General features: G+C 66.4%; 22 protein-coding genes, 3 tRNA genes and 1 pseudogene. 19 read left to right on the top strand and 7 right to left on the bottom strand.

From position 1 onward, the window contains the following. The first annotated feature begins 112 nt into the window (after nucleotides 1-112). The 3 genes from QCD75_RS02045 (at nucleotide 113) to QCD75_RS02035 (ending at nucleotide 479) form a co-directional block, all read left to right on the top strand. Nucleotides 113-185: transfer RNA gene (locus tag QCD75_RS02045), tRNA-Glu, on the top strand. A gap of 96 nt (nucleotides 186-281) precedes the next feature. After that, a tRNA-Asp gene (locus QCD75_RS02040) sits at nucleotides 282-355 on the top strand. Between the two features lie 48 nt (nucleotides 356-403). Beyond that, nucleotides 404-479 (top strand) — tRNA-Phe (locus tag QCD75_RS02035). Nucleotides 480-1,062: 583 nt separating this feature from the next. Here QCD75_RS02035 and QCD75_RS02030 read toward each other — a convergent pair. Both QCD75_RS02030 and QCD75_RS02025 read right to left on the bottom strand, forming a co-directional pair. Beyond that, a complete protein-coding gene (locus QCD75_RS02030; protein ID WP_301225227.1) occupies nucleotides 1,063-2,376 on the bottom strand; it encodes an ABC transporter permease in 1,314 nt (437 codons plus the stop codon). Nucleotides 2,377-2,382: 6 nt separating this feature from the next. After that, nucleotides 2,383-3,261, bottom strand: coding sequence for an ABC transporter ATP-binding protein (locus tag QCD75_RS02025; RefSeq protein WP_301225225.1), 879 nt, complete (start codon nucleotides 3,259-3,261; stop codon nucleotides 2,383-2,385). Between the two features lie 399 nt (nucleotides 3,262-3,660). On the opposite strand from QCD75_RS02025, the gene QCD75_RS02020 reads away from it, so the two are divergent. The 10 genes and pseudogenes from QCD75_RS02020 to QCD75_RS01975 all read left to right on the top strand — a co-directional run. After that, entirely contained in the window at nucleotides 3,661-4,125 is a 465-nt protein-coding gene (locus tag QCD75_RS02020) for an Asp23/Gls24 family envelope stress response protein (RefSeq protein ID WP_301225223.1), read from the top strand. After that, nucleotides 4,122-4,313 carry a hypothetical protein gene (locus tag QCD75_RS02015; protein ID WP_301225221.1) on the top strand — a complete coding sequence of 64 codons (192 nt, stop codon included), beginning with the start codon at nucleotides 4,122-4,124 and terminating at the stop codon, nucleotides 4,311-4,313. The genes QCD75_RS02020 and QCD75_RS02015 overlap by 4 nt, the downstream gene beginning before the upstream one ends. Beyond that, nucleotides 4,310-4,690, top strand: coding sequence for a hypothetical protein (locus QCD75_RS02010; protein WP_301225219.1), 381 nt, complete (start codon nucleotides 4,310-4,312; stop codon nucleotides 4,688-4,690). Before QCD75_RS02015 ends, QCD75_RS02010 begins: the two co-directional genes overlap by 4 nt. 107 nt (nucleotides 4,691-4,797) lie before the next feature. Beyond that, nucleotides 4,798-5,361 carry a DUF6286 domain-containing protein gene (locus QCD75_RS02005; protein WP_301225422.1) on the top strand — a complete coding sequence of 188 codons (564 nt, stop codon included), beginning with the start codon at nucleotides 4,798-4,800 and terminating at the stop codon, nucleotides 5,359-5,361. Beyond that, nucleotides 5,358-5,969 (top strand): hypothetical protein, encoded by a 612-nt coding sequence (locus QCD75_RS02000; RefSeq protein WP_301225217.1) that lies wholly within the window; start codon nucleotides 5,358-5,360, stop codon nucleotides 5,967-5,969. Before QCD75_RS02005 ends, QCD75_RS02000 begins: the two co-directional genes overlap by 4 nt. A gap of 248 nt (nucleotides 5,970-6,217) precedes the next feature. Beyond that, nucleotides 6,218-7,513: an ABC transporter substrate-binding protein gene (locus tag QCD75_RS01995; RefSeq protein ID WP_301225215.1), complete on the top strand. Its 1,296-nt coding sequence runs from the start codon at nucleotides 6,218-6,220 to the stop codon at nucleotides 7,511-7,513. 7 nt (nucleotides 7,514-7,520) lie between these two features. Beyond that, nucleotides 7,521-8,558, top strand: a complete 1,038-nt coding sequence (locus QCD75_RS01990; RefSeq protein ID WP_301225213.1) for a carbohydrate ABC transporter permease — start codon at nucleotides 7,521-7,523, stop codon at nucleotides 8,556-8,558. Continuing rightward, nucleotides 8,555-9,442 carry a carbohydrate ABC transporter permease gene (locus QCD75_RS01985; RefSeq protein ID WP_301225211.1) on the top strand — a complete coding sequence of 296 codons (888 nt, stop codon included), beginning with the start codon at nucleotides 8,555-8,557 and terminating at the stop codon, nucleotides 9,440-9,442. The genes QCD75_RS01990 and QCD75_RS01985 overlap by 4 nt, the downstream gene beginning before the upstream one ends. A 10-nt stretch (nucleotides 9,443-9,452) precedes the next feature. After that, nucleotides 9,453-9,707, top strand: a complete 255-nt coding sequence (locus tag QCD75_RS01980; protein WP_301225209.1) for a hypothetical protein — start codon at nucleotides 9,453-9,455, stop codon at nucleotides 9,705-9,707. A gap of 155 nt (nucleotides 9,708-9,862) precedes the next feature. Beyond that, a pseudogene (locus tag QCD75_RS01975) lies at nucleotides 9,863-10,909 on the top strand (LacI family DNA-binding transcriptional regulator); the annotation flags it as partial. A 12-nt stretch (nucleotides 10,910-10,921) separates the two neighbouring features. Here the strand turns inward: QCD75_RS01975 and QCD75_RS22345 are convergent. Both QCD75_RS22345 and QCD75_RS01965 read right to left on the bottom strand, forming a co-directional pair. Next, nucleotides 10,922-11,833, bottom strand: coding sequence for a hypothetical protein (locus QCD75_RS22345; protein WP_301225208.1), 912 nt, complete (start codon nucleotides 11,831-11,833; stop codon nucleotides 10,922-10,924). 31 nt (nucleotides 11,834-11,864) lie between these two features. After that, a complete protein-coding gene (locus QCD75_RS01965) occupies nucleotides 11,865-12,671 on the bottom strand; it encodes an exodeoxyribonuclease III (protein ID WP_301225207.1) in 807 nt (268 codons plus the stop codon). A gap of 165 nt (nucleotides 12,672-12,836) precedes the next feature. Between QCD75_RS01965 and QCD75_RS01960 the strand changes: the two genes are divergently transcribed. The 6 genes from QCD75_RS01960 to QCD75_RS01935 all read left to right on the top strand — a co-directional run bounded on the left by QCD75_RS01960 (nucleotide 12,837) and on the right by QCD75_RS01935 (nucleotide 20,793). Then, the gene (locus QCD75_RS01960) at nucleotides 12,837-14,336 is read left to right on the top strand and encodes a CoA-acylating methylmalonate-semialdehyde dehydrogenase (protein WP_301225206.1); all 1,500 of its coding nucleotides are present in this window, start codon (nucleotides 12,837-12,839) and stop codon (nucleotides 14,334-14,336) included. Continuing rightward, entirely contained in the window at nucleotides 14,336-15,409 is a 1,074-nt protein-coding gene (locus QCD75_RS01955) for an enoyl-CoA hydratase/isomerase family protein (RefSeq protein ID WP_301225205.1), read from the top strand. Before QCD75_RS01960 ends, QCD75_RS01955 begins: the two co-directional genes overlap by 1 nt. Then, nucleotides 15,402-16,364, top strand: a complete 963-nt coding sequence (gene mmsB / locus QCD75_RS01950) for a 3-hydroxyisobutyrate dehydrogenase (RefSeq protein WP_301225203.1) — start codon at nucleotides 15,402-15,404, stop codon at nucleotides 16,362-16,364. Before QCD75_RS01955 ends, mmsB begins: the two co-directional genes overlap by 8 nt. Before the next feature lie 63 nt (nucleotides 16,365-16,427). Next, complete coding sequence (locus QCD75_RS01945; protein WP_301225201.1) at nucleotides 16,428-17,207, top strand: enoyl-CoA hydratase; 780 nt, start codon at nucleotides 16,428-16,430, stop codon at nucleotides 17,205-17,207. A gap of 502 nt (nucleotides 17,208-17,709) precedes the next feature. Next, nucleotides 17,710-19,053, top strand: a complete 1,344-nt coding sequence (locus tag QCD75_RS01940) for an ammonium transporter (RefSeq protein ID WP_301225199.1) — start codon at nucleotides 17,710-17,712, stop codon at nucleotides 19,051-19,053. A gap of 342 nt (nucleotides 19,054-19,395) precedes the next feature. Beyond that, nucleotides 19,396-20,793 (top strand): MFS transporter, encoded by a 1,398-nt coding sequence (locus QCD75_RS01935; protein ID WP_301225197.1) that lies wholly within the window; start codon nucleotides 19,396-19,398, stop codon nucleotides 20,791-20,793. Nucleotides 20,794-20,884: 91 nt separating this feature from the next. Here the strand turns inward: QCD75_RS01935 and QCD75_RS01930 are convergent, their stop codons facing one another. The 3 genes from QCD75_RS01930 to QCD75_RS01920 all read right to left on the bottom strand — a co-directional run bounded on the left by QCD75_RS01930 (nucleotide 20,885) and on the right by QCD75_RS01920 (nucleotide 24,101). Then, on the bottom strand, nucleotides 20,885-21,739 hold the full coding sequence (locus tag QCD75_RS01930) for a LuxR C-terminal-related transcriptional regulator (RefSeq protein WP_301225195.1): 855 nt from the start codon (nucleotides 21,737-21,739) through the stop codon (nucleotides 20,885-20,887). 82 nt (nucleotides 21,740-21,821) lie between these two features. Then, on the bottom strand, nucleotides 21,822-22,328 hold the full coding sequence (locus QCD75_RS01925; RefSeq protein ID WP_226759470.1) for a MarR family winged helix-turn-helix transcriptional regulator: 507 nt from the start codon (nucleotides 22,326-22,328) through the stop codon (nucleotides 21,822-21,824). 36 nt (nucleotides 22,329-22,364) lie between these two features. Beyond that, on the bottom strand, nucleotides 22,365-24,101 hold the full coding sequence (locus tag QCD75_RS01920; RefSeq protein WP_301225190.1) for an AMP-binding protein: 1,737 nt from the start codon (nucleotides 24,099-24,101) through the stop codon (nucleotides 22,365-22,367). Between the last annotated feature and the right edge of the window lie 235 nt (nucleotides 24,102-24,336).

Below are 24,336 nucleotides of genomic sequence, written 5' to 3'. Positions count from 1 at the left end.
TGCCCTTATAGTTTTATAGTCCAGTTCGGAGCAACCCGAAAGGACAAAAACGAAAGGCTTCGGCCCTTAATTTTTGTCTTTTATTCAGTGGGTTTAACCGAATGGCGTCCTGGCCCCCATCGTCTAGCGGCCTAGGACACCGCCCTTTCACGGCGGCGGCACGGGTTCGAATCCCGTTGGGGGTACGCAAGGAACTGGTCAAACCGGATGTGAAAGTCTGGTAGGCTAAAGGCCTTGAAAAATTGCGGTAGCGATACTGCAGAGAAGCAAGAAAATAGCAAGGCCCTGTAGCGCAGTTGGTTAGCGCGCCGCCCTGTCACGGCGGAGGTCGCGGGTTCAAGTCCCGTCAGGGTCGCTCTGATTGCCAGAAGAAATTCCGGCTCTCAAGGTGACGTGTCACCTAGGCTCTGTAGCTCAGTTGGTAGAGCGTTCGACTGAAAATCGAAAGGTCACCGGATCGACGCCGGTCGGAGCCACCAGCTAGAACCCCGCAGTTCCCAGTGTTTTCACGGGATCTGCGGGGTTTTTTCATTGTGCGGGGAAGCCGGCGGTTCAGTCTGAATCGTTGCTAGTCTGCCCAGATTGGGACCAGGCCCCGGGTTTCCCCCTGGTGGAGGGCGCCGGCACAAGGGCGCCGGCGCGGACATGAGTGCGGCTGCGGCCCACTAGATCCAGTGGCGTTGGCCTCCTTCAATGGATTGCGCCCAGTGGATTGCGGCATGCCACGCACACGAGACAGTCGTTCCGATCGCTTACCGCCCTTCTCGACGACGGGCCGGCTTCGCAGATCTTCTTCGCCCGGAACCGAAAACATGACGCTGGCAGTTGCACGACCTTCCGGACCGATTGGCGACGCTTGATCAACTTCCGGACACGCGGACCGTCAGATCAGCTTCAAAGATGCCCAAGATGAGCCTTGCCTGGTCTTGGTAAGGCCGGCATCGGCCGCGACCGCCGCCAGCGCATCAGGCCGGCTGTCATCCCGGTCATCACGACGATTGGTTCCGGCACTGGGTCTCAAGCTCAGTCACGGGCCGGTCTGGACCTGCATTCCGGCCCGGGTTACTTTCCAGCCAGAGCGTTCTTCTTACGGAAGGTGCCGGCGATGGAGAGCTTGCTTGAGTATTGGATGGACCCGTAGCGGAAGAGGTGCACGGCGAGTCTGAGGACGAGGAATCCGGTGATGAAGAGTTCGGCGATAATGATCGCGGATTCGGCCGGGCTGAGGGTGCCGAAGCCGTTCCGGAGCATGGCGGTCACAGGGGCGGAGAGCGGGAAGTAGGAGAAGATCTGCACGATGGGTGCGCGCGGGTCGGAGATGATCAGGCTGATCGCATAGAACGGGGCGAAGATCAGGGCCATCAGGGGCCCGAAGATCGTGCCGGCGTCTTTGGCGGTGGGCATGATCGCGCCGATCGCGACCAGGACGCCGGTGAAGACGGTGAAGCCGCCGAGGAGCAGCAGCGCCCCGACGATCATGGTCCCGGGCTCGAATGTCACGGTCGACAGATCCAGATCTGGTATGGCCAGTTTGTCTCGGAAGAAGAGGTAGCCGACGGCGATGGGGGTGAGGAAGACCAGGATCTGCACGAGGCCGACCATGAACAGGGCGATAACTTTTCCGATGATCAGGGTGGTCGGGTTCAGGGTCGTGAGGATCATTTCGGTGACCCGGTTTTCCTTCTCTTCCAGGGTGGAGTTGAGCATCTGGTTGGAGAGCAGGATGATCGAGATGTAGAAGATCAGCAGGAATAACAGCGGTGGGATGGCGGAGCCGAAGCCGCCGGTGGCCTGGCCGTCCTTGAAGGTTTCGGATTCGGTTTTCACGTCGCCGCTGGCCGCGGCGGTCAGCTGCGGGGATCCGACCTCGGCCTGGGCGGAGGCGGTGAGGAGCTGTTTGGCGACGGCGTCGTACTTGCCGTTTTCGAAGATACCTTTATCCGTCCCGTAGACCTTCACCGGCTGCGTGGCCGGTTCGGCGGGGTAGGCGAAGTACGCCTCCGTCAAACCCCTTTTGACATCCTGCAGGGCCTGTCCGGGGTCGGTGGCCTTCGTCCCGCCCATGGCCGTGGCGATGCCCGGGGTGACGAGGCCGGAGGCGTCGGTGTAGGTGAAGGACACGGCGGCGGTCTTCTGGGCGTCTTCGCTGGCGGCTGTGGAGGAATTGCTCATGTAGATGAGCGCGAAAACAATCGCCATGACGACCGGGATGGACAGCGTTGCGATCCAGAAGCCGCGCTTTTTCATGGTGCGGGTGAATTCGAAGTCCACGACCGTGCGGAGGTTGTGCCGGGCGAAGGGGCGCTTGGGCGGTGCCGGCGGCGTGGGCAGTGCCGGGGCGGGGGATGGGAGCTGGGTGGATGTTTGCTGTGCCATCGGGTTTCAGACCTCCGCCATTTCGTGGTTCTCGCCGTAGACCTTGATGAAGACCTCATCCAGGGACGTCCTGGCGGTGGTGAAGGACCGCACGGCCACGCCCCGGTCGATGAGTTCACGCAGGACGGCCCTTTCGTCCCCTCCGGGGCGGGGGGAGAGTTCGGCGTTACCGCCGGCATCGGTGACGATGTCGTAAAAGGCCGAGGGTGGCAGCGCCCCGTCGTAGGAGAGCCGGTAGCGGGTTCCGCCGAATTGTTCCTGGACTTCCGCGACCGTGCCGTAGGCGCGGGAGGTGCCGTCTTTGAGCAGGATCACCCGGTCGCAGAGGCGCTCGACTTCTTCCATTTGGTGGGTAACCATGATGACGGTCGCGCCGGCGAGTTTTTGTTCTTCGATGATGTCCATCAGCAGGCGGCGGTTGACCGGGTCGAAGCCCTTGGTGGGTTCGTCCAGGATCAGCAGCTCGGGGTCGTTCATGATGGTCACGCCGAGCTGGATTTTCTGCTGCTGCCCGCCAGAGAGCTTATCCAGCCGCATGGTCGCCCTGTCGGCGAGGCCGACGCGTTCCAGGTACTGCCGGGACCAGGCTTTGGCGTGGGTTTTGTCCAGGCCTTTGAGCCGGCCGAAGTAGACCATGACGTCCAGGACAGACTCTTTCTTGTACAGGCCGCGTTCCTCGGGCAGGTACCCCAGGCGCGCCCCGTCGCGCGGGTCGAAGTTTTTGCCGCCGATGTGCAGGGTCCCGGCGCTCGGCTGGTAGATCCCCAGCAGCGCCCGGAGGGTCGTGGTTTTACCGGATCCGTTGCTGCCGAGGAACCCGAACGTTTCCCCGGCCCGGACGTCGAAGGACAGGTCTTTGATGACCGTCGTGTCCCCGAAATCCATCCTGAAATCCTGAATGTGTACCAGCGGCTCCGTGGCCGCGTCCCCCAACGTCATGCCCACCACTGTAACCGGCACATCGCTGACATCCGTCGTGAACCGTCCCAAAATTGTCCGTGTAAACCTGTGGTCGTCGCGGCACCTTTGGGACAACTGAAAGGATGGTCCCGGTTGCGTGGGGTTGCGTGGGGTTGCGTGGGGTTCCGCGGAATATGGGCAACGGGGGGAGTGCCCGGCTTTGAGTGTCCCGATGGAACTGGGGCTTTTCTTCTCTAACGCCAGGCCGACGGCGGCCGGCTCGCCGGGTTAGCCGCTAACCGCCCCTGCCCGCAGCGGGACCCGGACGGGCGCCTTGTCGTTGGCAGGTACTAGGGTGGTCACAAAGAGAAGGGGGAGTGCCTCGTGGAATACCAGAATTCTCAACCCATTCCGGCTGTGGTGCCCGAACTGCCAGTCAACGCGCCAATGCCCGGCGGTGGCCGGACCGTCATTTCCGAAGCCGCCGTCGCGAAAGTCGCGGGCATCGCGGCCCGGGCAGTTCCCGGTGTCTACTCCCTGGGGACAGGTCCGTCCCGCGCGCTCGGCGCCTTCCGTGACGCCGTCGGCAGCTCGGACCACGCCGCCGGTGTCCGCGCCGAGGTCGGCGAAACCCAGGTGGCTGTCGATATCGACCTGGTGGCGCTCTACGGCACGCCCCTTCACGCCCTGGCGGACCAGATCCGGGCTGCCGTGTATTCGGCGGTCGAAGAGCTTGTGGGGCTCCAGGTCATCGAAGTCAACATCGAAATCACCGACGTCTACGTGCCCGGCCCGCCGAAGCCCGGCGCCCCGGCCGAGAACCGGACCGCAAGGGAGGCAATCCAGTGAATCTGACGGTTGTGGGGATCGCAGCGGGTGCCTTCGTGGCGTTCATGGCCTTCCAGTTCGGCGTCTGGGGTTTCCTGGGCGCCCTGCTGTTCATGGGGATCGGAGCCCTGCTGGGCCGCGCCGCGGAAGGGAAACTGGACCTGCGCAGCGTGCTTGACGCCCTCACAGGCCGGCGTTCCTCCTCATGAGCGGCACCGCTGGTGCTGTCCACGCCGCTGCCATGGCAGGACACACCAGGATCAGCACCCAGGCGCTCACCAGCGTGGCGCGGGCCGCCGCGGCGGAATCCCTCGGCGTCACACTGCAGGAGGTCCGGGCCGAGTGGTCGGACGACGACGGTCTCCTGGCCCTGTCACTTGTCGCGCCCATCACCGTCCCCTCGCTCACGGCAGTGCTGCGGGACGCCGCACGGGTCGCGGCCTTCGGCGGTTCCATCTGGGACCGGGCCGTGGCTGCCAAAGCCAACATCCTGGACCGCGTGACCGAGCTGAGCGGTGCCCAGCTGAGCCGGGTGGACATCCGGATCAGCGGCGCCAGCGTGAGTGAAGGAGGCCGGGTCCAGTGAGCCAGGACACCGATCACGATTCCGGCCACGGGAGCTACGGTCCGCCCGCTCCCGGCGCCGCACCTTCGGCGGCCGGTCCCGCCCCCGAGGCGAACGGCGCCGCGGGCATGGCAGTGATCCTCAAGCGCGAAACCCACTCCTCGAGGGCCGTGGCCTCGATCATTGCCGCCGTCCTCGTGATCGCGCTGTGCGGCTATGCCCTCCTCGAAACCGCCGTCCGGGCGGTCGGGCAGCCGCCTTGGCTCGTGGATCCGCAAATTGCGGCGGAGCAGCTGGTGGCGCTCCCGGACGGGGTCCCGCCGCTGTTGCTCGGTGTCCTAGGTGCGGTGCTGGTGATGGCCGGGCTGTTTTTCCTCCTGAACGCGGTACTGCCCGGACGGAGGGCCCGCCATCTGCTGCGGGACCGCCGCGCCGCCGTCGTCGTGGACGACGAGGTGATCGCCTCCGCCCTGGCACGCCGGGCACGGGTGGCGGCCAATTTGAGTCAGGAACAGGTGATGGTGACCGTGTCCCGACGGCAGGTGCAGGTCAATGTCCGGCCGACCTCCGGCGTGCCGCTGAGCCCGGACGCCGTCCGCGCAGCCGTGCTGGATGAACTCCGGGACATGAACCCGTCACCCCTGCCGGACGTTCGAGTCAGTGTCTCCTCGGCAGGGGTGGTTGGCGCGTGAACGGCACCCCCCGCATCCTCAACCGGATCTTGCTCGGCATCCTGGGCCTTAAGCTCCTCGCCATCGGAGTCCTGCTCATCCTGCTCGCGAGCGTTCCCGCCGTGGGACGGTGGTGGCAGGACTGGGCCGCCGGGGTCTGGAGTATCTGGCGTGACCTCTTCGAGCGCACGCGTTTCCCGGGGCGCTCGGAGAGCTGGCTGTGGCTTGTGGTGGTCCTGGCACTGCTTCTGGTGGTCGGCGTGATGGTGGCCTGGGCCGCCCAGCAGGGCAGGGGCAGGGCCAACCTCCTCGTCTCGGAAGAGGACCCGGGCGAGGTGCCCGGAAACGTCAGGATCGGCAGCGCGGTGGCCGAGCAGGCGCTCCGAGCCGCCCTGGCAGACCGTCACGACCTGGCCGGCGTCAGCGTCGCCACCTACGAGTTCCGCGGCGAGCCGGCCCTGAAAATCCGAATCGAGCCACGCCAGGGCGTGGCCCCGCAGCGGCTTGCGGCCGAGGTGTCCGCCCTCGTGGGGGCGCTCGATGTCGCGATCGGCAAACGCACCCCCGTGCTCATTCATATCGGCGCCGGTGCCCGGTCGAGGTTCGGGCGGGCCGAGCGGGTCCGGTGACCCGGCGGGGTGAGCTTCCGGCAATAGGTCTGCACGATGTTTGCGCGGCCCGGCGGGGCTGCCCCGCAGGCCGGTTGCGTTGAAATGGTGCCGATCGGCTCATAAAACTGTGCGCCGCACAAGGGTCTCCTTTCCGTAAAGCTTCTGTGTAAACGCTTGCATTCCTCACCGCATGATGATTATTGTGATGGGCACCACATGAACGCACGCCGTTTTTTGTCCGGTACTCAGCGAGGAGACCCCCCAGAATGAAGAAATCGAAGTTCCTACTTCCCGTAGCCACAGCAGGCGTTCTCGCCATCACCCTGTCCGCCTGTGGCGGCGGAGGAGGCGGCGGTACTGCTGCCGGCGGCAGCGGCGGCGGAGACGCCGCGAACGGCCTGGACGGGCGCGGCCCCATCACCTACGTCCAGGGCAAGGACAACAGCAACGTGGTCCGCCCGCTGATCGACAAGTGGAACGCCGCCCACCCGAACGAGCAGGTCACGTTCAAGGAGCAGACGGACAACGCCGACCAGCAGCACGATGACCTTGTGCAGAACTTCCAGGCGAAGAACGCCAACTACGACGTGGCGAGTGTCGACGTCGTCTGGACCGCCGAATTCGCCGCCAAGGGCTGGCTGCAGCCGCTCAAGGACAAGATGGCGCTTGACACCTCGAAGATGTTGAAGCCGACCGTCCAGGCCGCGTCCTACAAGGGCACGCTGTACGCGGCGCCGGAGTCTTCCGACGGCGGCATCCTGTACTACCGCAAGGATCTGGTCCCCACACCGCCGAAGACGTGGGACGAGATGATGAGCATGTGCTCCATCGCCACGGCCAACAACATGGGTTGCTATTCCGGCCAGTTTAAGAAGTACGAGGGGTTGACGGTCAACGCCTCCGAGGCGATCAACTCCGCCGGCGGCTCCGTGCTGGACAAGGACGGCAAGCCCAGCCTGAACACGCCTGAGGCAAGGGCAGGCCTCGGTAACCTGGCCAAGGCCTACGCCGGCGGCCAGATCCCGAAGGAAGCCATCACCTTCCAGGAGGAGGAGAGCCGCCAGGCGTTCCAGGACGGCAAGTTGCTGTTCCTGCGCAACTGGCCCTACGTGTACAACCTGGCCACCACCGAAGGCTCCTCCAAGGTCAAGGATGTCCTGGGCATGACTGCCCTCCCGGGCAAGTCCGGTCCGGGCGCCTCGTCCCTCGGCGGACACAGCGCCGCGGTCAGCGTCTACTCCAAGAACAAGGCCACCGCGCTGGACTTCCTGAAATTCCTCACCACTGAAGAGACGCAGAAGTTCTTCGCCACCCAGGGTTCGCTCGCACCGGTCCTCGGCTCCCTGTACGGCGATGCCGAACTGGTCGCCAAGCTGCCGTACCTGCCGGTGCTGAAGACCTCGATCGAGAACGCCGTGCCGCGCCCGGTCACGCCGTTCTACCCGGCCGTCACCAAGGCCATCCAGGAGAATGCCTACGCAGCCATCAAGGGTGAGAAGACTGTCGACGCGGCATTGTCCGACATGCAAAAGTCCATCGAGTCCGCTAGCGCGGGACAGTAGGTACATCATGGCAACTGAATTGGGCCCGACGCCGGTCAAGGAACCGGCGTCGGGCGGGGCTCCGGTCCGCCACGCACCCAAGGGCGTCGGGGAGGACAATGTCATAGCGAGCCAGGGCAGGTGGGCAGCGTGGCTCCTGGCGCCAACCATCATCGCGCTGGGAATCGTGATCGTCTACCCGATCATCAGCGCCGTCATAATGTCGTTCCAGAAAGACGCCGGCCTTGACCCTGAGACGGGGCTGTTCGTTGCGGGCGGCGCGGCTGGTTTCTCGAACTACGCCAACTGGATTTTCCAGCAGTGCGCCGCGCCGGACGGCGGAACGGTGGCCTGCCCGCCCGGAACGCTCGGCGCACAGTTCTGGTCCGCCACCGGGACGACCTTCTTCTTCACCATCGTCACCGTCACCCTGGAAACAGTCCTTGGCTTCTGGATGGCAATGATCATGGCGCGGGCCTTCAAGGGCCGCAGCCTGGTCCGCGCAGCCGTTCTGGTGCCGTGGGCCATCCCCACCGCCGTCACGGCCAAGCTGTGGCTGTTCATCTTCGCTTTCGAAGGCATCGGCAACAAACTCTTCAGCACTACGATCCTGTGGACCGGCAGCGAGTGGCCGGCCCGGTGGGCAGTGATCATTGCGGATGTCTGGAAGACGACACCGTTCATGGCGCTGTTGATTCTCGCCGGGCTGCAGATGATTCCCGCCGAGGTGTATGAGGCGGCAAAGGTCGACGGCGCTTCCGCCTGGCAGCGGTTCCGGATGATCACCCTGCCGCTGGTGAAGCCGGCGCTGATGGTGGCCATCCTCTTCCGCACCCTGGATGCCCTCCGGATGTTCGACCTCCCGTACATCCTCACCGGCGGAGCCAACAACACCACCACGCTCTCGATCCTTGTGATCAACCAGATCAGGCAAGGGTTCAACGCTGCCGCGGCCTTGTCCACCATTACGTTCATCATCATCTTTCTTGTGGCCTTCATCTTCGTGCGCTTCCTCGGGGCGAACGTCGTGGAGCAGCAAACCGGCGCAGCTAAGGGGAAGAAATGACCGCCGCGACCGAACTCCGGGCCAGGCAGGACCGTGGCCGCAAGGTGGCGCAGAACCGCGAAAAGTGGGCGAGCGGCCGCACCTACATCAGCGCCGTCGTGATCCTCATCTGGTGCCTGGCTCCGGCCTACTGGATGGTGGTGACGGCGTTCCGCGACGTCGGCTACACCTACGACACCTCGGTGCTGCCGACCCATGTGACCCTGGACAACTTCAGGACGGCGTTCGACGAGTCCTTCGGCAACCACTTCGGCCAGGCTCTGCTCAACAGCTTGTTCATCGGTGCCGTCGTCACGATCGTTTCGCTGCTGATCGGCGTGTTTGCCGCCTACGCGCTGGCACGCTTGAACTTCCGTTTCAAGTACCTGGTGCTCGGCTTCATCCTGGGGGCCTCCATGTTCCCCGGCGTCGCCCTCATCACGCCGCTGTTCCAGCTGTTCACCACCATCGGATGGATGGGCACGTATCAGGCCCTGATCATTCCGAACATCTCCTTCGTCCTCCCGCTGACGGTCTACACGATGACCTCCTTCTTCCGGGAAATGCCGTGGGAGCTCGAGGAAGCGGCGCGCGTGGACGGCTGCACCCAGGGACAGGCGTTCCGTCGGGTGATCATGCCCTTGGCCGCGCCGGCCATCTTCACGACGGCGATCCTGGCGTTCATCTCCTCCTGGAATGAATTCCTGATCGCCAGCCAGCTCTCCAGCGACAAGACCCAGCCGGTGACCGTTGCGATCGCCAGCTTCGCCGGTGCCCAGCCGAACCAGATCCCCTACACGGCCATCATGGCCGCCGGAACGATCGTCACGATTCCGCTGGTGGTCCTGGTGCTGGTCTTCCAGCGCAAGATCGTCGCGGGCCTCACGGCCGGCGCTGTGAAGTGACGGGTTGGCGATGAACAAGGAGCCCAACCACGGACTGGTGCGGAGCGAACACCGCCGCGTCCGCTCCGGGGAGGATTTCGACATCATCATCGGCTTCCTGGGTTTCTGGGCGGTCGTGCTGCTGGTGGTCACCGTCTGGATGGAGGTCACGGCCCAGCCGGCGCTGGGCTGGGCCCTGGGCCTGCTGGCCATCCTCGCGGCGTTGTACGGAATGATCCGGCTGCGCCGCCGCCTGCCGCAAAGAACAGCAACCAGGCGCAACTGAACGCGGGGTCACATCGCGCCCATCCCGGGGGCATTTATGGGCGGTAAGTGACCCCGCGTTGCCTGGGCGGGCAGGTGTTGCCGTGGGGGAGGCGGACTAATCCAGTGCTGCGGAGGCCGCGAGCCGCCTCCGCACCCAGTTGACAAGGGAACACAGTGGCTAAGACAACAGACAGGGCGCAGCGCGGCGGCCACTCCGGCGTCAGCATCGAGGATGTGGCCGCCGCCGCCGGAGTGTCCACGGCCACCGTGTCCCGGGCCGTCCGCGGCCTGCCCAGGGTTTCGCCGGCCACCCGGGAGAAGATCCTGGGCATCGCCGAGGCCCTGGGCTACGTTGCCTCCTCCTCGGCGTCCGGCCTGGCCACGGGACGCACCATGACCATCGGTGTCCTGGCACCGTTCGTCAGCCGCTGGTTTTTCTCCAAGGCCATCGAGGGCGCGGACCGGGAACTGCATGCCCGGCAGTACAACCTTTCGCTGTTCAACCTCGGCGGCCACGGCAGCAACCGTGAACGGCTCTTCAGCAAGACCATGGTCTACAAGCAGATCGACGCGCTGCTGGTGCTCTGTATGGCACTGACGCATGAGGAAATCGAACACCTCCAAAAAATCGACATCCCTATGATCGTCGTCGGCGGACATGTCGAGGAATGCCCCTACATCGGCATCGACGACTACGCCGCCGCCGCAACGGCCGTGCGGCACCTGATCAGCCTCGGCCACACCGAGATCGCCCTGCTGCACGGCGACGACGAAACCGACCTGAACTTCGACGTGCCGCGGGTCCGGATCAAAGCCTTCCAGGACGTAATGGCGGAAGCCGGCCTGAACGTCCGGGAGGAATGGGACGAATGGGGGGACTTCACCGTCCGCAGCGGCCAGGACGCCTTCCGCCGGCTCTGGGACCGGACCGGACCGAAGCCCACCGCAATCTTCTGCGCCTCGGATGAGATGGCCATGGGGATCATCTTCGAAGCCCACCGGGCCGGGGTCCGGGTCCCGGAGGATCTGTCCGTGATCGGGATCGATGACCACGACTTTGCGGAGGCCATGGGTCTCACCACCGTCAGGCAGCGACCGGACGAGCAGGCCGAACTGGGCACCAAGATGCTGCTGGACGAGCTTGGCGGGATCGCCGGGGCGGTGCGCTCCACGGTCGCCCCGCACCAGCTGATCGTCCGGACCACGACGGCGCCGCCGCGGAAAGACCCGCAGTCAGGAAGCGCGGGCCAGCTGCCGGATCGGGATCCAGCGGGACGCCAGCCGCCGGTAGGCGGCGGCAGCGCCGGTCATGTCCCCCTCGGCCAGGCACTCGATGCCCAGCCGCACATCCATGGGTGAGTCGTCCGGGTAGACCTTGTCCGCCACTGCGCCATAGTCCAGTTCCACCACCGACTCCGGGTGGAAGAGCTCCAGCCATTCCGTGAGCTGGGTCAGGTCCTCGAGCATGTCCAGATCCGGCGCGGCGAGGGCCAGGTGGGCAACCGCATAGCGGACCCGCTCCAGGGCTTCGCCGATCGTCGCGCGGATGCGCACGGTGACAATGTGCCCGTCTGATTCCACCACGTCCGTGGGGTCCGACTCCTTGAAGAGGCAGAACCAGCTGAAAGGGATGCCCCAGGTGGAGGCCCTGGTGTGGACGCGGCCGAGCCCCGCCTGCGCCCGCACTTCCTTGATGCGCTCCTGGTGCCTGTCGCGCTGTTCCTCCGGGATCAGCAGCTGGGCCAGCGGCCCATGAATGCCCTCCATCAAGGCGTTGGCGGCCAGCCCGGCGCGGAGCACCAGCTGGCTGGGGCAGTACAGCAGGCTGTCCGGCTCCCCGGCGGCGGGAGTCTTCGCACCGCCGTCGGCAGCAGGCGCTGCCGGGGGAGTGTCGTCCGTGCGGGGGGCAAGGACGCGGACCAGGTCCGTCGCCCCGGTGGGAAACGGGTCCCCGCCCGGGCGGGTGATGCGGCCGAGGGAGGCGAGCAGTTCGGCGTTTTCGACGGCGGCGCGGGAGACGCTCCGGGCGGCCGCCGTGCGCAAGGCCTCCTGCTGCTCCGCCGGGAACGCTTTCAGGGGCTCGTAAACCCGCAGCGCCGAGGAGAACGGTAGCCCGGCCTGTCCGCGGTAGAGGTTGCCGGTCATGGGGCCACGCCGCTTCCCTGGCGGGCGCTCATCAGTCGCTCAGCTCCACGATCACGGGGGCGTGGTCCGAGGCGCCCTTGCCTTTGCGTTCCTCGCGGTCGATCGCGGCGCCGGTGACCCGGGCCGCCAGGGCGGGGGAGGCGAGGACAAAGTCGATCCGCATGCCCTCCTTCTTCGGGAAACGCAGCTGGGTGTAGTCCCAATAGGTGTAGACGCCGGGTCCGGGGGTATGCGGCCGGACCACATCCAGGAAGCCGGCCTCTTCAAAGGCGTGGAACGCTGCCCGTTCCGGCTCGCTGACGTGGGTGAGGCGCTCGGAGCGGAAGTAGTCGATGTCCCAGACGTCGTCGTCCTGCGGGGCAATGTTGAAGTCGCCCATCAGTGCGATCTGCGCCTGGGAGTCCTCCCGGATCCAGCCTTCGGCGTGGGACCGGAGCGTGTCGAGCCAGCTGAGCTTGTACGGCATATGCTCATCGTCGAGGGCCCGCCCGTTGGGGACATAGAGGCTCCATACCCTGATCCCGCCGCAGGTCGCGCCGATGGCGCGGGCTTCCTGCACGGCGTCCTTGCCGTTCTTGCCGAAGACGGGCTGGTCCAGGAAGGTGCGCTCGACGTCGGCAAGCCCCACCCGGGAGGCGATCGCCACGCCGTTCCACTGGCTCAGGCCGAAGTGCGCCACTTCGTAGCCCAGGTTCTCGAACAGCTCCCAGGGGAAGTTGTCGTCCTTGCACTTGGTTTCCTGGATGGCCAGGACATCACAGTCGGTGCGCTGAAGCCAGGCTTCAACGCGGTCGGCACGGGCGCGGAGCGAATTCACATTCCAGGTAGCAATCTTCACAATCCCTAACTTACCGAACTTGGCTGCCGGACGAAGCTGCCCGCCGGGCACGCCCTCTGGAATTTAGTAGGAAGTCCGAGTATATTCAGAGAGGAAGATGACGTGGGTCACAGGCGGCCCCGGCCGTCACTACGGCAATCACACGGTGCAAAGGAGCATTCCATCATGGTTCGCGAACTATCCCATTACATTGACGGACAGCATGTTGAAGGCACCTCGGGGCGTTTCAGCGATGTCTACGATCCGTGCACCGGCGAGGTCCAGGCCAGGGTGCCGCTCGCCAGCGCCGAGGAAGTCCGCAACGTGGTCTCCAACGCGGAAAAGGGCCAGCTCGAATGGGCGGCCATGAACCCGCAGCGCCGCGGCCGGATCCTGCTCAAGTTCGTCGACCTGGTCAACCAGAACCTGGACCAACTCGCCACCTTGCTGTCCTCGGAGCACGGGAAGACCTTCCTGGACGCGAAGGGCGACATCCAGCGCGGCATCGAGGTCGTGGAGTTCGCCGCCGGCGCCCCGCACCTGCTCAAGGGCGAATTCTCGGACAACGCCGGGACCGGCATCGACGTCCACTCCCTGCGCCAGCCCCTCGGCGTCGTCGCCGGCATTACACCCTTCAACTTCCCGGCGATGATCCCGCTCTGGAAGTCCGGCCCGGCCCTCGCCGCGGGCAACTCCTTCATCCTTAAGCCGTCCGAACGGGACCCCTCGGTGCCGCTGCGTCTCGCCGAGTTGTTCACCGAGGCCGGCCTGCCGGCGGGCGTCTTCAACGTCGTCAACGGCGACAAGGAAGCGGTGGATGCGCTGCTGGAGGACCCAAGGGTCCAGGCCATCGGCTTTGTCGGCTCCACGCCGATCGCCCAGTACATCTACGCCACCGCCGCCGCGAACGGCAAGCGGGCCCAGTGCTTCGGCGGCGCCAAGAACCACATGGTGATCATGCCGGATGCGGATCTGGACATGGCGGCCGACGCCCTGATGGGCGCCGGCTTCGGCTCCGCCGGAGAACGCTGCATGGCGATCTCGGTGGCAGTACCCGTCGGCAAAGCCACCGGCGACGCGCTCGTCGCGAAACTTCAGGAGCGGATCGCTGACCTCAAAGTCGGCCACAGCCTGGCCAAGGACTCGGACTTCGGCCCCGTCGTGGCGGCCTCCGCCAAGGAACGGATCGAAGGCTACATCCAGGCCGGCGTCGACGAGGGTGCCACCCTGCTGGCCGACGGCCGCGGACTCAAGGTCGAAGGCTACGAGGGCGGCTTCTGGGTCGGCCCCACGCTCTTCGACAACGTCACCAAGGACATGACGATCTACAAGGAAGAGATTTTCGGCCCGGTGCTGAGTGTGCTCCGCGCGGAGGACTACGACGAGGCCCTGCGCCTGTGCAGCGAACACGAGTTCGGCAACGGCGTGGCCATCTACACCCGCGACGGCGACTCCGCCCGGGACTTCGCCAGCCGGGTCCAGGTGGGCATGGTGGGCATCAACGTCCCCATCCCGGTGCCGATCGCCTACTACACCTTCGGCGGCTGGAAGGCCTCCGGCTTCGGCGACCTCAACCAGCACGGCGCGGACGCGTTCCGCTTCTACACCAAGACCAAGACGGTCACCACCCGCTGGCCGTCCGGCATCCGCACCGGTGCCAGCTTCGTCATGCCGGAAGGCAGCTGATGGCGGGCAAGCACTCCGAGGAGTCCGGCGCGGCGGAGGTGCTGTTCGAACGCCGCGGCCGGCTGGGCGTGGTCACGCTCAACCGGCCCAAAGCCGTCAATGCGCTCACCGCGGGCATGGCGTCGGCCATGCTGGAGCAGCTCACGCTCTGGGCGGACGACGACGCCGTGGCTGCGGTGCTGGTCCGCGGCGCCGGTGACCGGGGGCTGTGCGCCGGCGGCGACATCGTGGCCATCTACCGCGACATGCTCGACGGCGGCGACGCGACGGCCGACTTCTGGGCCGAGGAATACAGGCTGAACTCCTTGATCTCGGGCTACCCCAAACCGTACGTGGCGTTCATGGACGGGCTGGTCCTCGGCGGCGGGGTGGGGATATCCGCGCACGGCTCAGTCCGGATCGTCACCGAACGCACACGGATGGGCATGCCGGAGACCACCATCGGTTTTGTGCCCGACGTCGGCGGAACACTGCTGCTCTCCCGCTCACCGGGGGAGACCGGCACCCATGCAGCCCTCACCGGCGCGCACCTGAGCGGTGCCGACGCACTGTTCCTGGGCCTCGCGGACCACTTCGTCCCGTCCGACAAGCTGGCGGAACTTGCCGGGGCGCTGGAGAACGAACCGGTGGACGCCGCCGTCGCCCGCTTTGCCGAGGAGGCCCCGTCCTCCGTTCTCGCGGCGCAGCAGGAATGGATCGACGCCTGCTACTCAAGCGGTGACGCCGAGGAAATCGTGCGCCGGCTGCGCACCGTGGGCGGCGAAGCCTCCGACGTCGCCGACACCATCGAAGCGAAGTCACCGACCGCCGTGAAGGTGGCGCTGGCATCCCTGCGCCGGGTCAGGGGCCTGAGCCTCGAGGAAGCCCTGGAACAGGAATACCGGGTGGGGCTGCGGTTCCTCGCCGGGCCCGACTTCCGCGAGGGCATCCGCGCCCAGGTGGTGGACAAGGACCGCGAGCCGCACTGGCAGCCCGCCACGCTGGCGCAGGTCAGCCGCGACGACGTCGAATCCTATTTTGCGCCGCTGGGCGACCGTGAACTGATGCTTTCGAAGGAGCGCGACAATGTCTGAACCATCGCCGGCTGAACGATCGTCTGAACCGGGCCGGCCCGGGGCGCCGGGCGGCACCGTCGCCTTCCTTGGCCTCGGCCACATGGGCGGGCCGATGGCCATCAACCTGGTCAAAGCCGGCTATACAGTGACCGGCTTCGACGTCGTGCCGGCCGCACTGGAAACTGCCCGGGCACACGGCATCGCCACCGCGGACACCGCCGTCGAGGCCGTGGCAGGTGCAGCCGTGGTGCTGACCATGCTCCCCAGCGGCAAACACCTGCTGGACGCCTACCGCGGCAGCCCCGGCCAGCCGGGCCTGCTCGCCACCGCGGCCCCCGGCACCCTTTTCCTGGACTGCTCCACGATCAACGTCGATGAGGCCCGCGAGGCCGCCGAACTCGCCGTCGCGGCCGGCCACCGGGCCGTCGACGCGCCGGTGTCCGGCGGCGTCGTGGGGGCCGAAGCGGGCACCCTGACCTTCATGGTGGGGGCGCTTCCGGCGGACTTCGAAACGGTCGAGCCGATGCTGGAGGTGATGGGCAAGCGTGTGGTCCACTGCGGGGAGCACGGTGCAGGACAGGCCGCGAAGATCTGCAACAACATGATCCTCGGCATCTCGATGATCGCGGTCAGCGAAGCCTTTGTGCTGGGCGAGAAGCTGGGCCTCACGCACCAGGCGCTGTTCGACGTCGCGTCCGCGGCCTCAGGCCAGTGCTGGGCGCTGACCACCAACTGCCCCGTCCCGGGACCGGTGCCCACCAGCCCCGCCAACCGCGACTACCAGCCCGGCTTTGCGGGAGCCCTGATGGCGAAGGACCTCAAGCTGGCGCTCAACGCGCTCGAAACTACCGGCGTTGCCGCCAGGCTGGGGCCGCTCGCTTCCGAAATCTACGATAGCTTTGCCGCGGAAGGCGGCGCGGGCCGGGACTTCTCCGGCATCATCACCGACATCCGGGACAAATCCGCACACTAGCCGGGCCCGGGCCCTGACAAGCAGGGCAGCGGACATTTCTGAACAGCAGCTGAGGGGACAGGCATGACGGAGCAGTACACAAACATTCTGGTGGAGCGCCGGGGACGGGTGGGGCTCGTGACGCTCAACCGGCCCAAGGCGCTGAACGCGCTCAACAAAGCCACCATGGACGAAATCGTGGCCGCAGTGTCGGCCATGGATGCCGACCCCGAGGTGGGGGCAGTCGTGCTGACCGGCTCCGCCAAGGCGTTCGCCGCCGGCGCGGACATCAAGGAAATGCAGTCCAAGGGCTACATGGACATGTACGCCGCGGACTGGTTCCGCGGCTGGGAGGACTTCACCCGGCTGCGTATCCCGGTGGTCGCGGCCGTGTCCGGGTTCGCCCTTGGCGGAGGCTGCGAGCTCGCGATGATGTGCGATTTCATCATCGCCGGCGACAACGCCAAGTTCGGCCAGCCGGAAATCAACCTCGGCGTGCTGCCCGGCATGGGCGGCTCGCAGCGCCTGACCCGCGCGGTGGGCAAGGCCAAGGCCATGGACATGATCCTGACCGGGCGGTTCATGGAGGCCGAGGAAGCCGAACGCGCCGGGCTGGTGTCCCGTGTGGTGCCGGCCGCGGACGTGGTGGAAGAGGCACTCAAGGCCGCCGAGGTGATTGCCTCCAAGTCCAAGCCGGTGGCGATGGTGGCCAAGGAAGCTGTCAACGCCGCGTTCGAGACCGGGCTGGCCCAGGGTGTGCTCTTCGAACGGCGCGTGTTCCACTCGCTGTTCGCCACTGAGGACCAGAAGGAAGGCATGGCAGCCTTCACCGAGAAGCGCCAGCCGGACTTCACGCACCGCTAAGCAGGGGCAGGCCTACCATCCTGGGGCGCGCCAACTATCCTGTGACGGGCAAACCGCCCAGCGACGCACCAAAGCCCTGACGCTGCCGGAATTCCGGCAGCGTCAGGGCTTTTGCGCGTCGCTCCTTGACCAATCTCCGCTGGGTGGGATCAGATCAGGATGCTGCAACACAATGAGCTCCCCAGCCGCTCCCTCGGCATCTGCCACAGCCCGAACTCGGAATCCCGCGGTTCACCGCATATTTCTCCCGCTCCCCCGCGGGCCCCCGCCATTCCGGGGATCCGGCCCCGCGTGGTTGCACCCGTAAGGGTTGACGGAGAGGCCCCGTTAACATTCCCGAAACATGGCTGTCACGTGATCTTCACGCCGCGGCGATTCCTGTAACGTGCCCGCAACTTTTCTCCCCCTTAACCGAAACATGGCTCGGCGAAGATTGAATCCGGATCGGGGGGCCGGCGGCGACATGTCCCGGTACGGCGGTACGACAGGAAGGGACACGCAGGTGGAACTCACTGCGGGAAGCATCTGGATGATGGTCTCGGCGGCTCTCGTGCTGCTCATGACCCCGGCGCTCGGCCTCTTCTACGGCGGAATGACCCGGGCCAAGGCTGCGCTCAACATGATGATGATGAGCTTTGTCTCTGTCGGGATCGTCGGCGTCGTCTGGGTCCTGTGGGGCTATTCCATGACCACCGGCACTGGCATCCTCGGCGTGGTCGGCGACCCGTTCACCAGCTTCGGGCTGAGCAACATCATCGGTTCGCCGGACCTGATCAAGGCCGGCTACAGCGCAACCTTCGCCATCATGACCGTGGCCCTGATCAGCGGCGCCATCGCTGACCGGACCAAGTTCACCGCCTGGGCCATCTTCGTCCCCATCTGGATCACCGCCGTGTACTGCCCCCTCGCCTTCATGGTCTGGGGTGGCGGCCTCATGAGCGCCGGCGGAGCGGTCAGTTCCGTTTTCGGCCAGGTCATCGACTTCGCCGGCGGCACCGTGGTTGAGATCAGCTCCGGCACCGCGGCACTCGTTCTGGTACTGATCCTGGGAAACCGGCACGGCTTCGGCAAAGACCCGGCCCACCGCCCGCACAACATTCCGTTCGTCATGCTGGGCGCGGGCATCCTGTGGTTCGGCTGGTTCGGCTTCAACGCCGGCGCCGCCACCACCGTCCAGCAGGCGGGCCTGATCTGGATCAACACCCTGGCCGCCCCGGCCGCAGCCGTGATCAGCTGGCTCGTGACGGAGAAGATCCGGCACGGCCACCCGACCTCCCTCGGCGCAGCGTCCGGCGCCGTCGCCGGCCTGGTCGCGATCACGCCCTCGTGTGCCAACATCAGCCCCCTCGCCGCACTGGGTCTGGGCCTACTCGCCGGCGCGGCCTGCGCCGTGTTCGTGGACTTGAAGTACAAGTTCGGGTTCGACGACTCGCTCGACGTCGTCGGCGTCCACCTTGGCGGTGGCCTCCTCGGCACCCTGGCACTGGGCTTCATCGCCCTTCCGGTCAAAGGCGAAGGCGGGGGCCTCCTCTACGGCGGCGGCCTCCACCAGTTCGTCGCGCAGACTGTCGCTGTGCTCATCACGGTTGCCCTGTCCGGGCTCGGAACGGCCGTGATCGGCCTCGCCATCCACAAGACACTCGGATTCCGGGTCAGCCACGAGGACGAGATCGCCGGCGTGGACCGCTCCGAACACGCTGAGAGCGCCTACGCCTTCGCCGAGCTCGCCCTGAGCCGGTTCAACCCCTTCGGGCACCATGGCCACGCCCCGCACTCCACGCACACGGCGGCGCCCGCCCATGCGATCCGGGCAGCCGAGCGCGAGAAAGAAGACAGCCTCGTCTGATGCACCGACGGGATGGAGAGGACGACGGCGGGACCTCCCGCCGTCGTCCTCTTTCGTTGCGATGGTTCGCTGCCCCGGACCACTGCCCGGGCGGCTGCGGCCCCGATCAGGATGCCGGGTGCGTGAACACGACGTCCGAGTGGGTTCAAATAGTCGCTGCGGTTAGAAGTGTCTGAGATCGACAGCTTGGTGGATCTGAAATTAAAGGGCCGCGCAGTTCAGCACCGGCAGTCCGGCGGCCGCGGCTACCTCTTTTGGGAGGTAGTTGGATGTCCACGCTTTTGGCTACGGTGAGCTGAGTCACACAGCCTGGCATTGGGGCTGACATCAAAGGAGATTGCCATGACCTCAGTTTCACCGACCTCGCCGGCAGGGCTGCAAGCGCCGCCCAGCCGCAAGACCCTGCGCAAGGTTGCCTTCGCCAGCGCCGCCGGAACCACTATCGAGTTCTACGACTTCTTCATCTATGGCACCGCCGCCGCACTGGTCTTCCCGGTCGTCTTTTTCCCGGCGCTCGGCGCCGCGGCCGGCACCATCGCCTCCTTCGGCACCTTCGCCGTCGCCTTCTTCGCCCGTCCCGTCGGCGCCATCATCTTCGGGCACTTCGGCGACCGGATCGGCCGGAAGAAAACCCTCATCACCACCCTGCTTATGATGGGCATCGCCACCGTGCTGATCGGCTTCATTCCGGACGCGAGCACCATCGGCGTGGCAGCCCCCATCCTGCTGGTGGCGCTCCGCTTCGTGCAGGGCCTCGCCGTCGGCGGCGAATGGGCCGGTGCCACCCTCCTCGTGGCCGAATACGCTCCCAAGGGCAAACGCGGGCTGTTCGGCTCCTTCCCGCAACTGGGCCCGTCGGTTGCGTTCGCCCTGGCCAGCGGCACGTTCCTCATCACCAACCTGACGCTCGGGGACAAGTCCGAGGCCTTCATCACCATTGGCTGGCGGGTGCCGTTCATTCTCAGCGCAGTGCTCGTCCTTGTGGGCCTGTGGGTGCGGCTGAGCATCGAGGAAACCCCGGTATTCAAGAACGCCGCCAAGGTCACCGAGGCCAGCACCAAGCTGCCCATCCTCGAATCAATCAAGCGCCAGCCGCGCGAAATCCTGCTCGCCGGCGGCTCCCTGACGCTCCTCTTCGCGTTCTTCTACGTTGGCACCGCCTACCTCACCAGCTATGCGACGAGCCCCACCGGCATGCAGCTGAGCCGGGTGGAAGTGCTGAGCACCGGCATTGTCTCGTCGCTGTTCGTTGCCGCCGCCACCCTGGCCTCCGGCATCCTCTCGGACCGGTTCGGCCGCAAGAAGGTCATCGCCACCTCCTGTATCCTCGCCGTGCCGTGGTCGCTCGCGCTCTTCCCGATTCTCAGTGCGAACACAGTCTTCGCCTTCGGTGTCGGGCTCACCGTGACCCTGGTGATCTTCGCGATCGCCTACGGCCCTGCCGGCGCCCTGCTTCCGGAGCTCTTCGAGACCCGGTACCGCTACACCGGCGCCGGCATGGGCTACAACCTGGCCGGCGTCGTCGGCGGCGGCATTGTCCCGCTTGTGGCGGCCCAGCTTGCCGGCACGTCCGGGGCCTGGTCCGTGGGGGTCCTGCTCGCCGGGATCGGCGTCTTCAGCGTCCTCTGCACCCTGGCGTTGCCCAACCACGAGAAACGGGCGCTGGAAGGCGGAAAGCATCACGCCGCTCCGGAGCTCGCCGACGGCGCCGGAGCCACCGAGCCCGTCTCCCGGCACTAGGGATCCGAACCGAGGCACTTGAGCTAGGGATCCGAGCGGTCCCGCTGTTGGGGGGGAGCGGGGCTTCCGGTGAAACACCGGCGGCCCCGCTTTACGGGATAAACCCCAGCCTGCGGGCCGCAGACACGGCCTCGAGCCGGTTGTGGGCAGACAGCTTGACCATGGCGTTCTGCAGGTAGCTCTTGACGGTCACCGCTTTCAGGCCGAGGCGTTCCGCGGTTTCCTGGTAGGAACAACCCAGTGCCACCTGCGCCAGGACATCAAGTTCCCGGCGGGCCAGCCGGGCCGTGGGATGGACGCCGTCGGCGGGCGGCGGCGCCAGGTGGCTGCCGATGATGTCCAGCTGCCGGGCCAGGTGCGGGTCGGAAACCGTTCCGGCGAGGGAGCGCAGTTCGGCGTGGGCTTCCCGGACGTGTTCCAGCCAGCTCCGGTCCAGGGCCTGGGCGGGTGCGGCCCGGGCCGTGTCGATAATCGAGACCCTCCGGTCCACCTCGTCCCGGACCCGCAGCTCCTCGGCGATCTCGGCGGCCGCCTCCATCCCCTCGCACACAGCATTTTCCCCCAGCGGCGTGCTGTCCCGGCTCGCGATGTACAGCACCGCCCGCGACTGTCCCCGGACCACCACGGGGACGGCCGCCATCGAGGTCAGCCGCTCCCGCCTGACGGCGACGTCGTATTCATGGGTGATTCCCTCGGAGGCGATGTAGTCCTCCACGAGGTAGGGCCGCCGCTGCGTGAAGACCCGGCCGCCGAGACCCGCGCCGGGGACGACGACGACCTGGTGCAGGCTGGACGTGGCGGTGCCAAGGAAGTCCGTCAGCTGCAGCAGCTCACCGCTGGCCAGCCCGGCAAAGAGCACGGCCGGCCGGAACCGTCCGGAGAGCAGGCGCAGCGAGGCGCGGAGCAGCTCCCGGTCGTCGGGGCGGGAATAGGCATTCGGCTGCATGAGTCGTCTCCTGATGCCGCGGAACCCGGTCACCGCTTTGTGACGGGGCGTCAGTCTTGGTCAGGCATTTGAGCCCGGGGGCTCACTCGCTGAAGTCGCCGGCATTGCGGCGGAAGGTGCCCAGGATCCCGATCAGCTGGTCAACGTCATGTTCCGCGAAGCCGGACTGGGCGAACACCTCAGAGTTCAGTGCCGCCGTCGCCCGTTTCGCCAGCGTCCGCCCCTCCGGGGTGAGTTCAATCAGGGTGGTGCGGCCGTCGGTCGGATGCGGCGAGCGGAGGACCAGTCCCGCCTGCTGCAGCCGGTCGACGGCGTTCGTCACCGAGGTCGGATGGACCTGCAGCAGCGCGCTGGCCTTGTTCATGGGCAGCGCGCCGCTGCGGGCGAAGCTGAGCAGGGCGAGCAGTTCGTAGCGGGCAAATGTCAGCCCGAACGGCTTCAGAACCCCCTCGATCCGGGCGAGCAGGATCTGCTGGGTCCGCATGATCGCGGTGATGGCAGCCATCGGCGCCGCGACGTCGGACCAGCCGTGCCGTTCCCAGTTCAGCCGGGCGTCGGCAATCGGATCACGCGGCAGCGGCGTTGCCACGGCACCCCCAGTTTCTCGGCCTGAATCTCATAAGGTTCAGCGTAGCTTTTCGGCCGCGCTTTTCAGCCCGGGGAAGTCGGCTTCGGAGTACTCCGTGCCGAGTCCGGCCGGGACCGTCCCCCCGCCGTGGCGGAGTTCCTCGCTGCGCCGCAGCTCCACGCGCCGGATCTTGCCCGAGATGGTCTTGGGCAGTTCGGCGAATTCCAGCCGGCGGATCCGCTTGAACGGTGCCAGGTGGTCACGGCAGTAGCGCAGGATGTCTTCGGCGAGTTCCGGGCCGGGCTCGTGTCCGGCCGCCAGGACCACAAACGCCTTGGGCACCGAGAGCTTGAGCGGGTCGGGGGAGGGGACGACGGCGGCCTCGGCCACCGCCGGGTGCTCGATCAGCACGCTCTCCAGCTCGAACGGGGACAGCCGGTAGTCCGAGGACTTGAAGACGTCGTCGCCGCGGCCCACGTAGGTGATGATGCCGCGCTCGTCCCGGCTGGCCATGTCGCCGGTGTGGTAGTAGCCGTCACGGAACGCCTCCGCCGTCTTTTCGGGATCGCCGTAATACGCCTTCATCAGCCCGACGGGGCGGGGGTCAAGGCGCAGGCAGAGCTCGCCGTCGTCGCCTTCCGCGCCGGTGGCGGGGTCCACGAGGACGACGTCGTAGCCCGGCAGCGGTTTGCCCATGGCGCCGATCTTGATCGGCTGGCCGGGTGTGTTCGCGATCTGCACGGTGGATTCGGTCTGGCCGAAGCCGTCGCGGATGGTCTGCCCCCAGGCGCGCTGGACCTGGTCGATCACCTCGGCGTTGAGCGGCTCCCCGGCGGAGACCACCTTGGTGGGCGGGTTCTTGAGCAGGGTCAGGTCGGCCTGGATGAGCATGCGCCAGACCGTGGGAGGGGCGCAGAAACTGGTCACGGACTCGCGGTCCATCTGCGCCATGAGCGCCTTGGCGTCGAAGCGCTCGTAGTTGTAGATAAAGACGCAGGCTTCGGCGATCCATGGCGTGAAGACGTTCGACCAGGCGTGCTTGGCCCAGCCGGGCGAGGCCACATTCAGGTGTACGTCGCCCGGTTCCATCCCGATCCAGAACATGGTGGACAGATGGCCCACCGGGTAGGAGGTGTGCGTGTGCTCCACAAGCTTGGCCTTGGAAGTGGTGCCCGAGGTGAAGTACAGCAGCAGCGTTTCGTCGGCCAGGGTCGGCGCGTCCGGAGTGAATCCTTCCGCCGCGCCGGCCGACCCGGTGTACTGCAGGGCGGCTGCATTCTCGGCCCCGTCGCCGACTTCGATCAGGGTGTAGTTGCCGGGGACCCCAGCGAACTTGCCGATGTTGGCGCTGCCGACGGCGGCCCAGTTCGCGCCGCCGCGCTCCACCCGGTCCTTGAGGTCATCGGGTCCCATCAGGGTGGTGGTGGGGATCATGACGATGCCCAGTTTGATCCCGGCGAGCATCAGTTCCCAGAGTTCCACCTGGTTTCCGAGCATGATGATCATCCGGTCACCGCGCCTCACGCCCTGGCCGCGCAGCCAGTTGGCCACCTGGTCGGAGCGCCGGGACAGGTCCGCGAAGCTGCGCCGTGTGGCGGAGCCGTCCTGCTCGACGATCACGAGGGCCGGGTTGTCCGCCTTGGCCGGATCCGCCGCGATCTGGTCGAACCAGTCCAGGCCGAAGTTGAAGTGTTCAAAGCGTGGCCACTGGAATTCGCTGCGTGCCGCCTCGTAGTCCTTGCGGAGATCAAGCAGGCGGTCGCGTGCTGCGCGGAATTCCTCAGTGACTGTCATGGTGCACCTTTCGAAGTCTGGTGGCGCAGCCGCTCTAAGCCCGGCGCCGTTGCCCGGGGATCACCAACTGCCTAGTGATCCCCATCACTGTGCAATATACTAGGACATCCAAGGGTTTGGAAGAGCCGACCCGGTTCATGACCGGATCACTACGAAGGGATACATGCCCGTGCAGCCACAAGGACGTGCCAGCGGACAGAGGGTCACCGACGATGGAACGGCGCCGGAAGGCGTG

The sequence above is a fragment of the Arthrobacter sp. PsM3 genome, from assembly GCF_030433895.1.
Lineage (GTDB): Bacteria > Actinomycetota > Actinomycetes > Actinomycetales > Micrococcaceae > Arthrobacter.
Note: the sequence above shows the minus strand (reverse complement) of the source record. Positions and strands in the feature narration are given on the sequence as shown.

Excerpts from the sequence above, each read along its gene's own strand:
- QCD75_RS01990 (WP_301225213.1), top strand. The coding sequence starts at position 7,521 with ATGGCAACTGAATTGGGCCCGACGCCGGTCAAGGAACCGGCGTCGGGC.
- QCD75_RS02005 (WP_301225422.1), top strand. The coding sequence starts at position 4,798 with ATGGCAGTGATCCTCAAGCGCGAAACCCACTCCTCGAGGGCCGTGGCC.
- QCD75_RS01930 (WP_301225195.1), bottom strand. The coding sequence starts at position 21,739 with ATGCAGCCGAATGCCTATTCCCGCCCCGACGACCGGGAGCTGCTCCGC.
- QCD75_RS01980 (WP_301225209.1), top strand. The coding sequence starts at position 9,453 with ATGAACAAGGAGCCCAACCACGGACTGGTGCGGAGCGAACACCGCCGC.
- QCD75_RS02030 (WP_301225227.1), bottom strand. The coding sequence starts at position 2,376 with ATGGCACAGCAAACATCCACCCAGCTCCCATCCCCCGCCCCGGCACTG.
- QCD75_RS01945 (WP_301225201.1), top strand. The coding sequence starts at position 16,428 with ATGACGGAGCAGTACACAAACATTCTGGTGGAGCGCCGGGGACGGGTG.
- mmsB (WP_301225203.1), top strand. The coding sequence starts at position 15,402 with ATGTCTGAACCATCGCCGGCTGAACGATCGTCTGAACCGGGCCGGCCC.
- QCD75_RS01955 (WP_301225205.1), top strand. The coding sequence starts at position 14,336 with ATGGCGGGCAAGCACTCCGAGGAGTCCGGCGCGGCGGAGGTGCTGTTC.
- QCD75_RS01935 (WP_301225197.1), top strand. The coding sequence starts at position 19,396 with ATGACCTCAGTTTCACCGACCTCGCCGGCAGGGCTGCAAGCGCCGCCC.
- QCD75_RS22345 (WP_301225208.1), bottom strand. The coding sequence starts at position 11,833 with ATGACCGGCAACCTCTACCGCGGACAGGCCGGGCTACCGTTCTCCTCG.
- QCD75_RS02010 (WP_301225219.1), top strand. The coding sequence starts at position 4,310 with ATGAGCGGCACCGCTGGTGCTGTCCACGCCGCTGCCATGGCAGGACAC.
- QCD75_RS01995 (WP_301225215.1), top strand. The coding sequence starts at position 6,218 with ATGAAGAAATCGAAGTTCCTACTTCCCGTAGCCACAGCAGGCGTTCTC.
- QCD75_RS01920 (WP_301225190.1), bottom strand. The coding sequence starts at position 24,101 with ATGACAGTCACTGAGGAATTCCGCGCAGCACGCGACCGCCTGCTTGAT.
- QCD75_RS02025 (WP_301225225.1), bottom strand. The coding sequence starts at position 3,261 with ATGGATTTCGGGGACACGACGGTCATCAAAGACCTGTCCTTCGACGTC.
- QCD75_RS01960 (WP_301225206.1), top strand. The coding sequence starts at position 12,837 with ATGGTTCGCGAACTATCCCATTACATTGACGGACAGCATGTTGAAGGC.
- QCD75_RS01985 (WP_301225211.1), top strand. The coding sequence starts at position 8,555 with ATGACCGCCGCGACCGAACTCCGGGCCAGGCAGGACCGTGGCCGCAAG.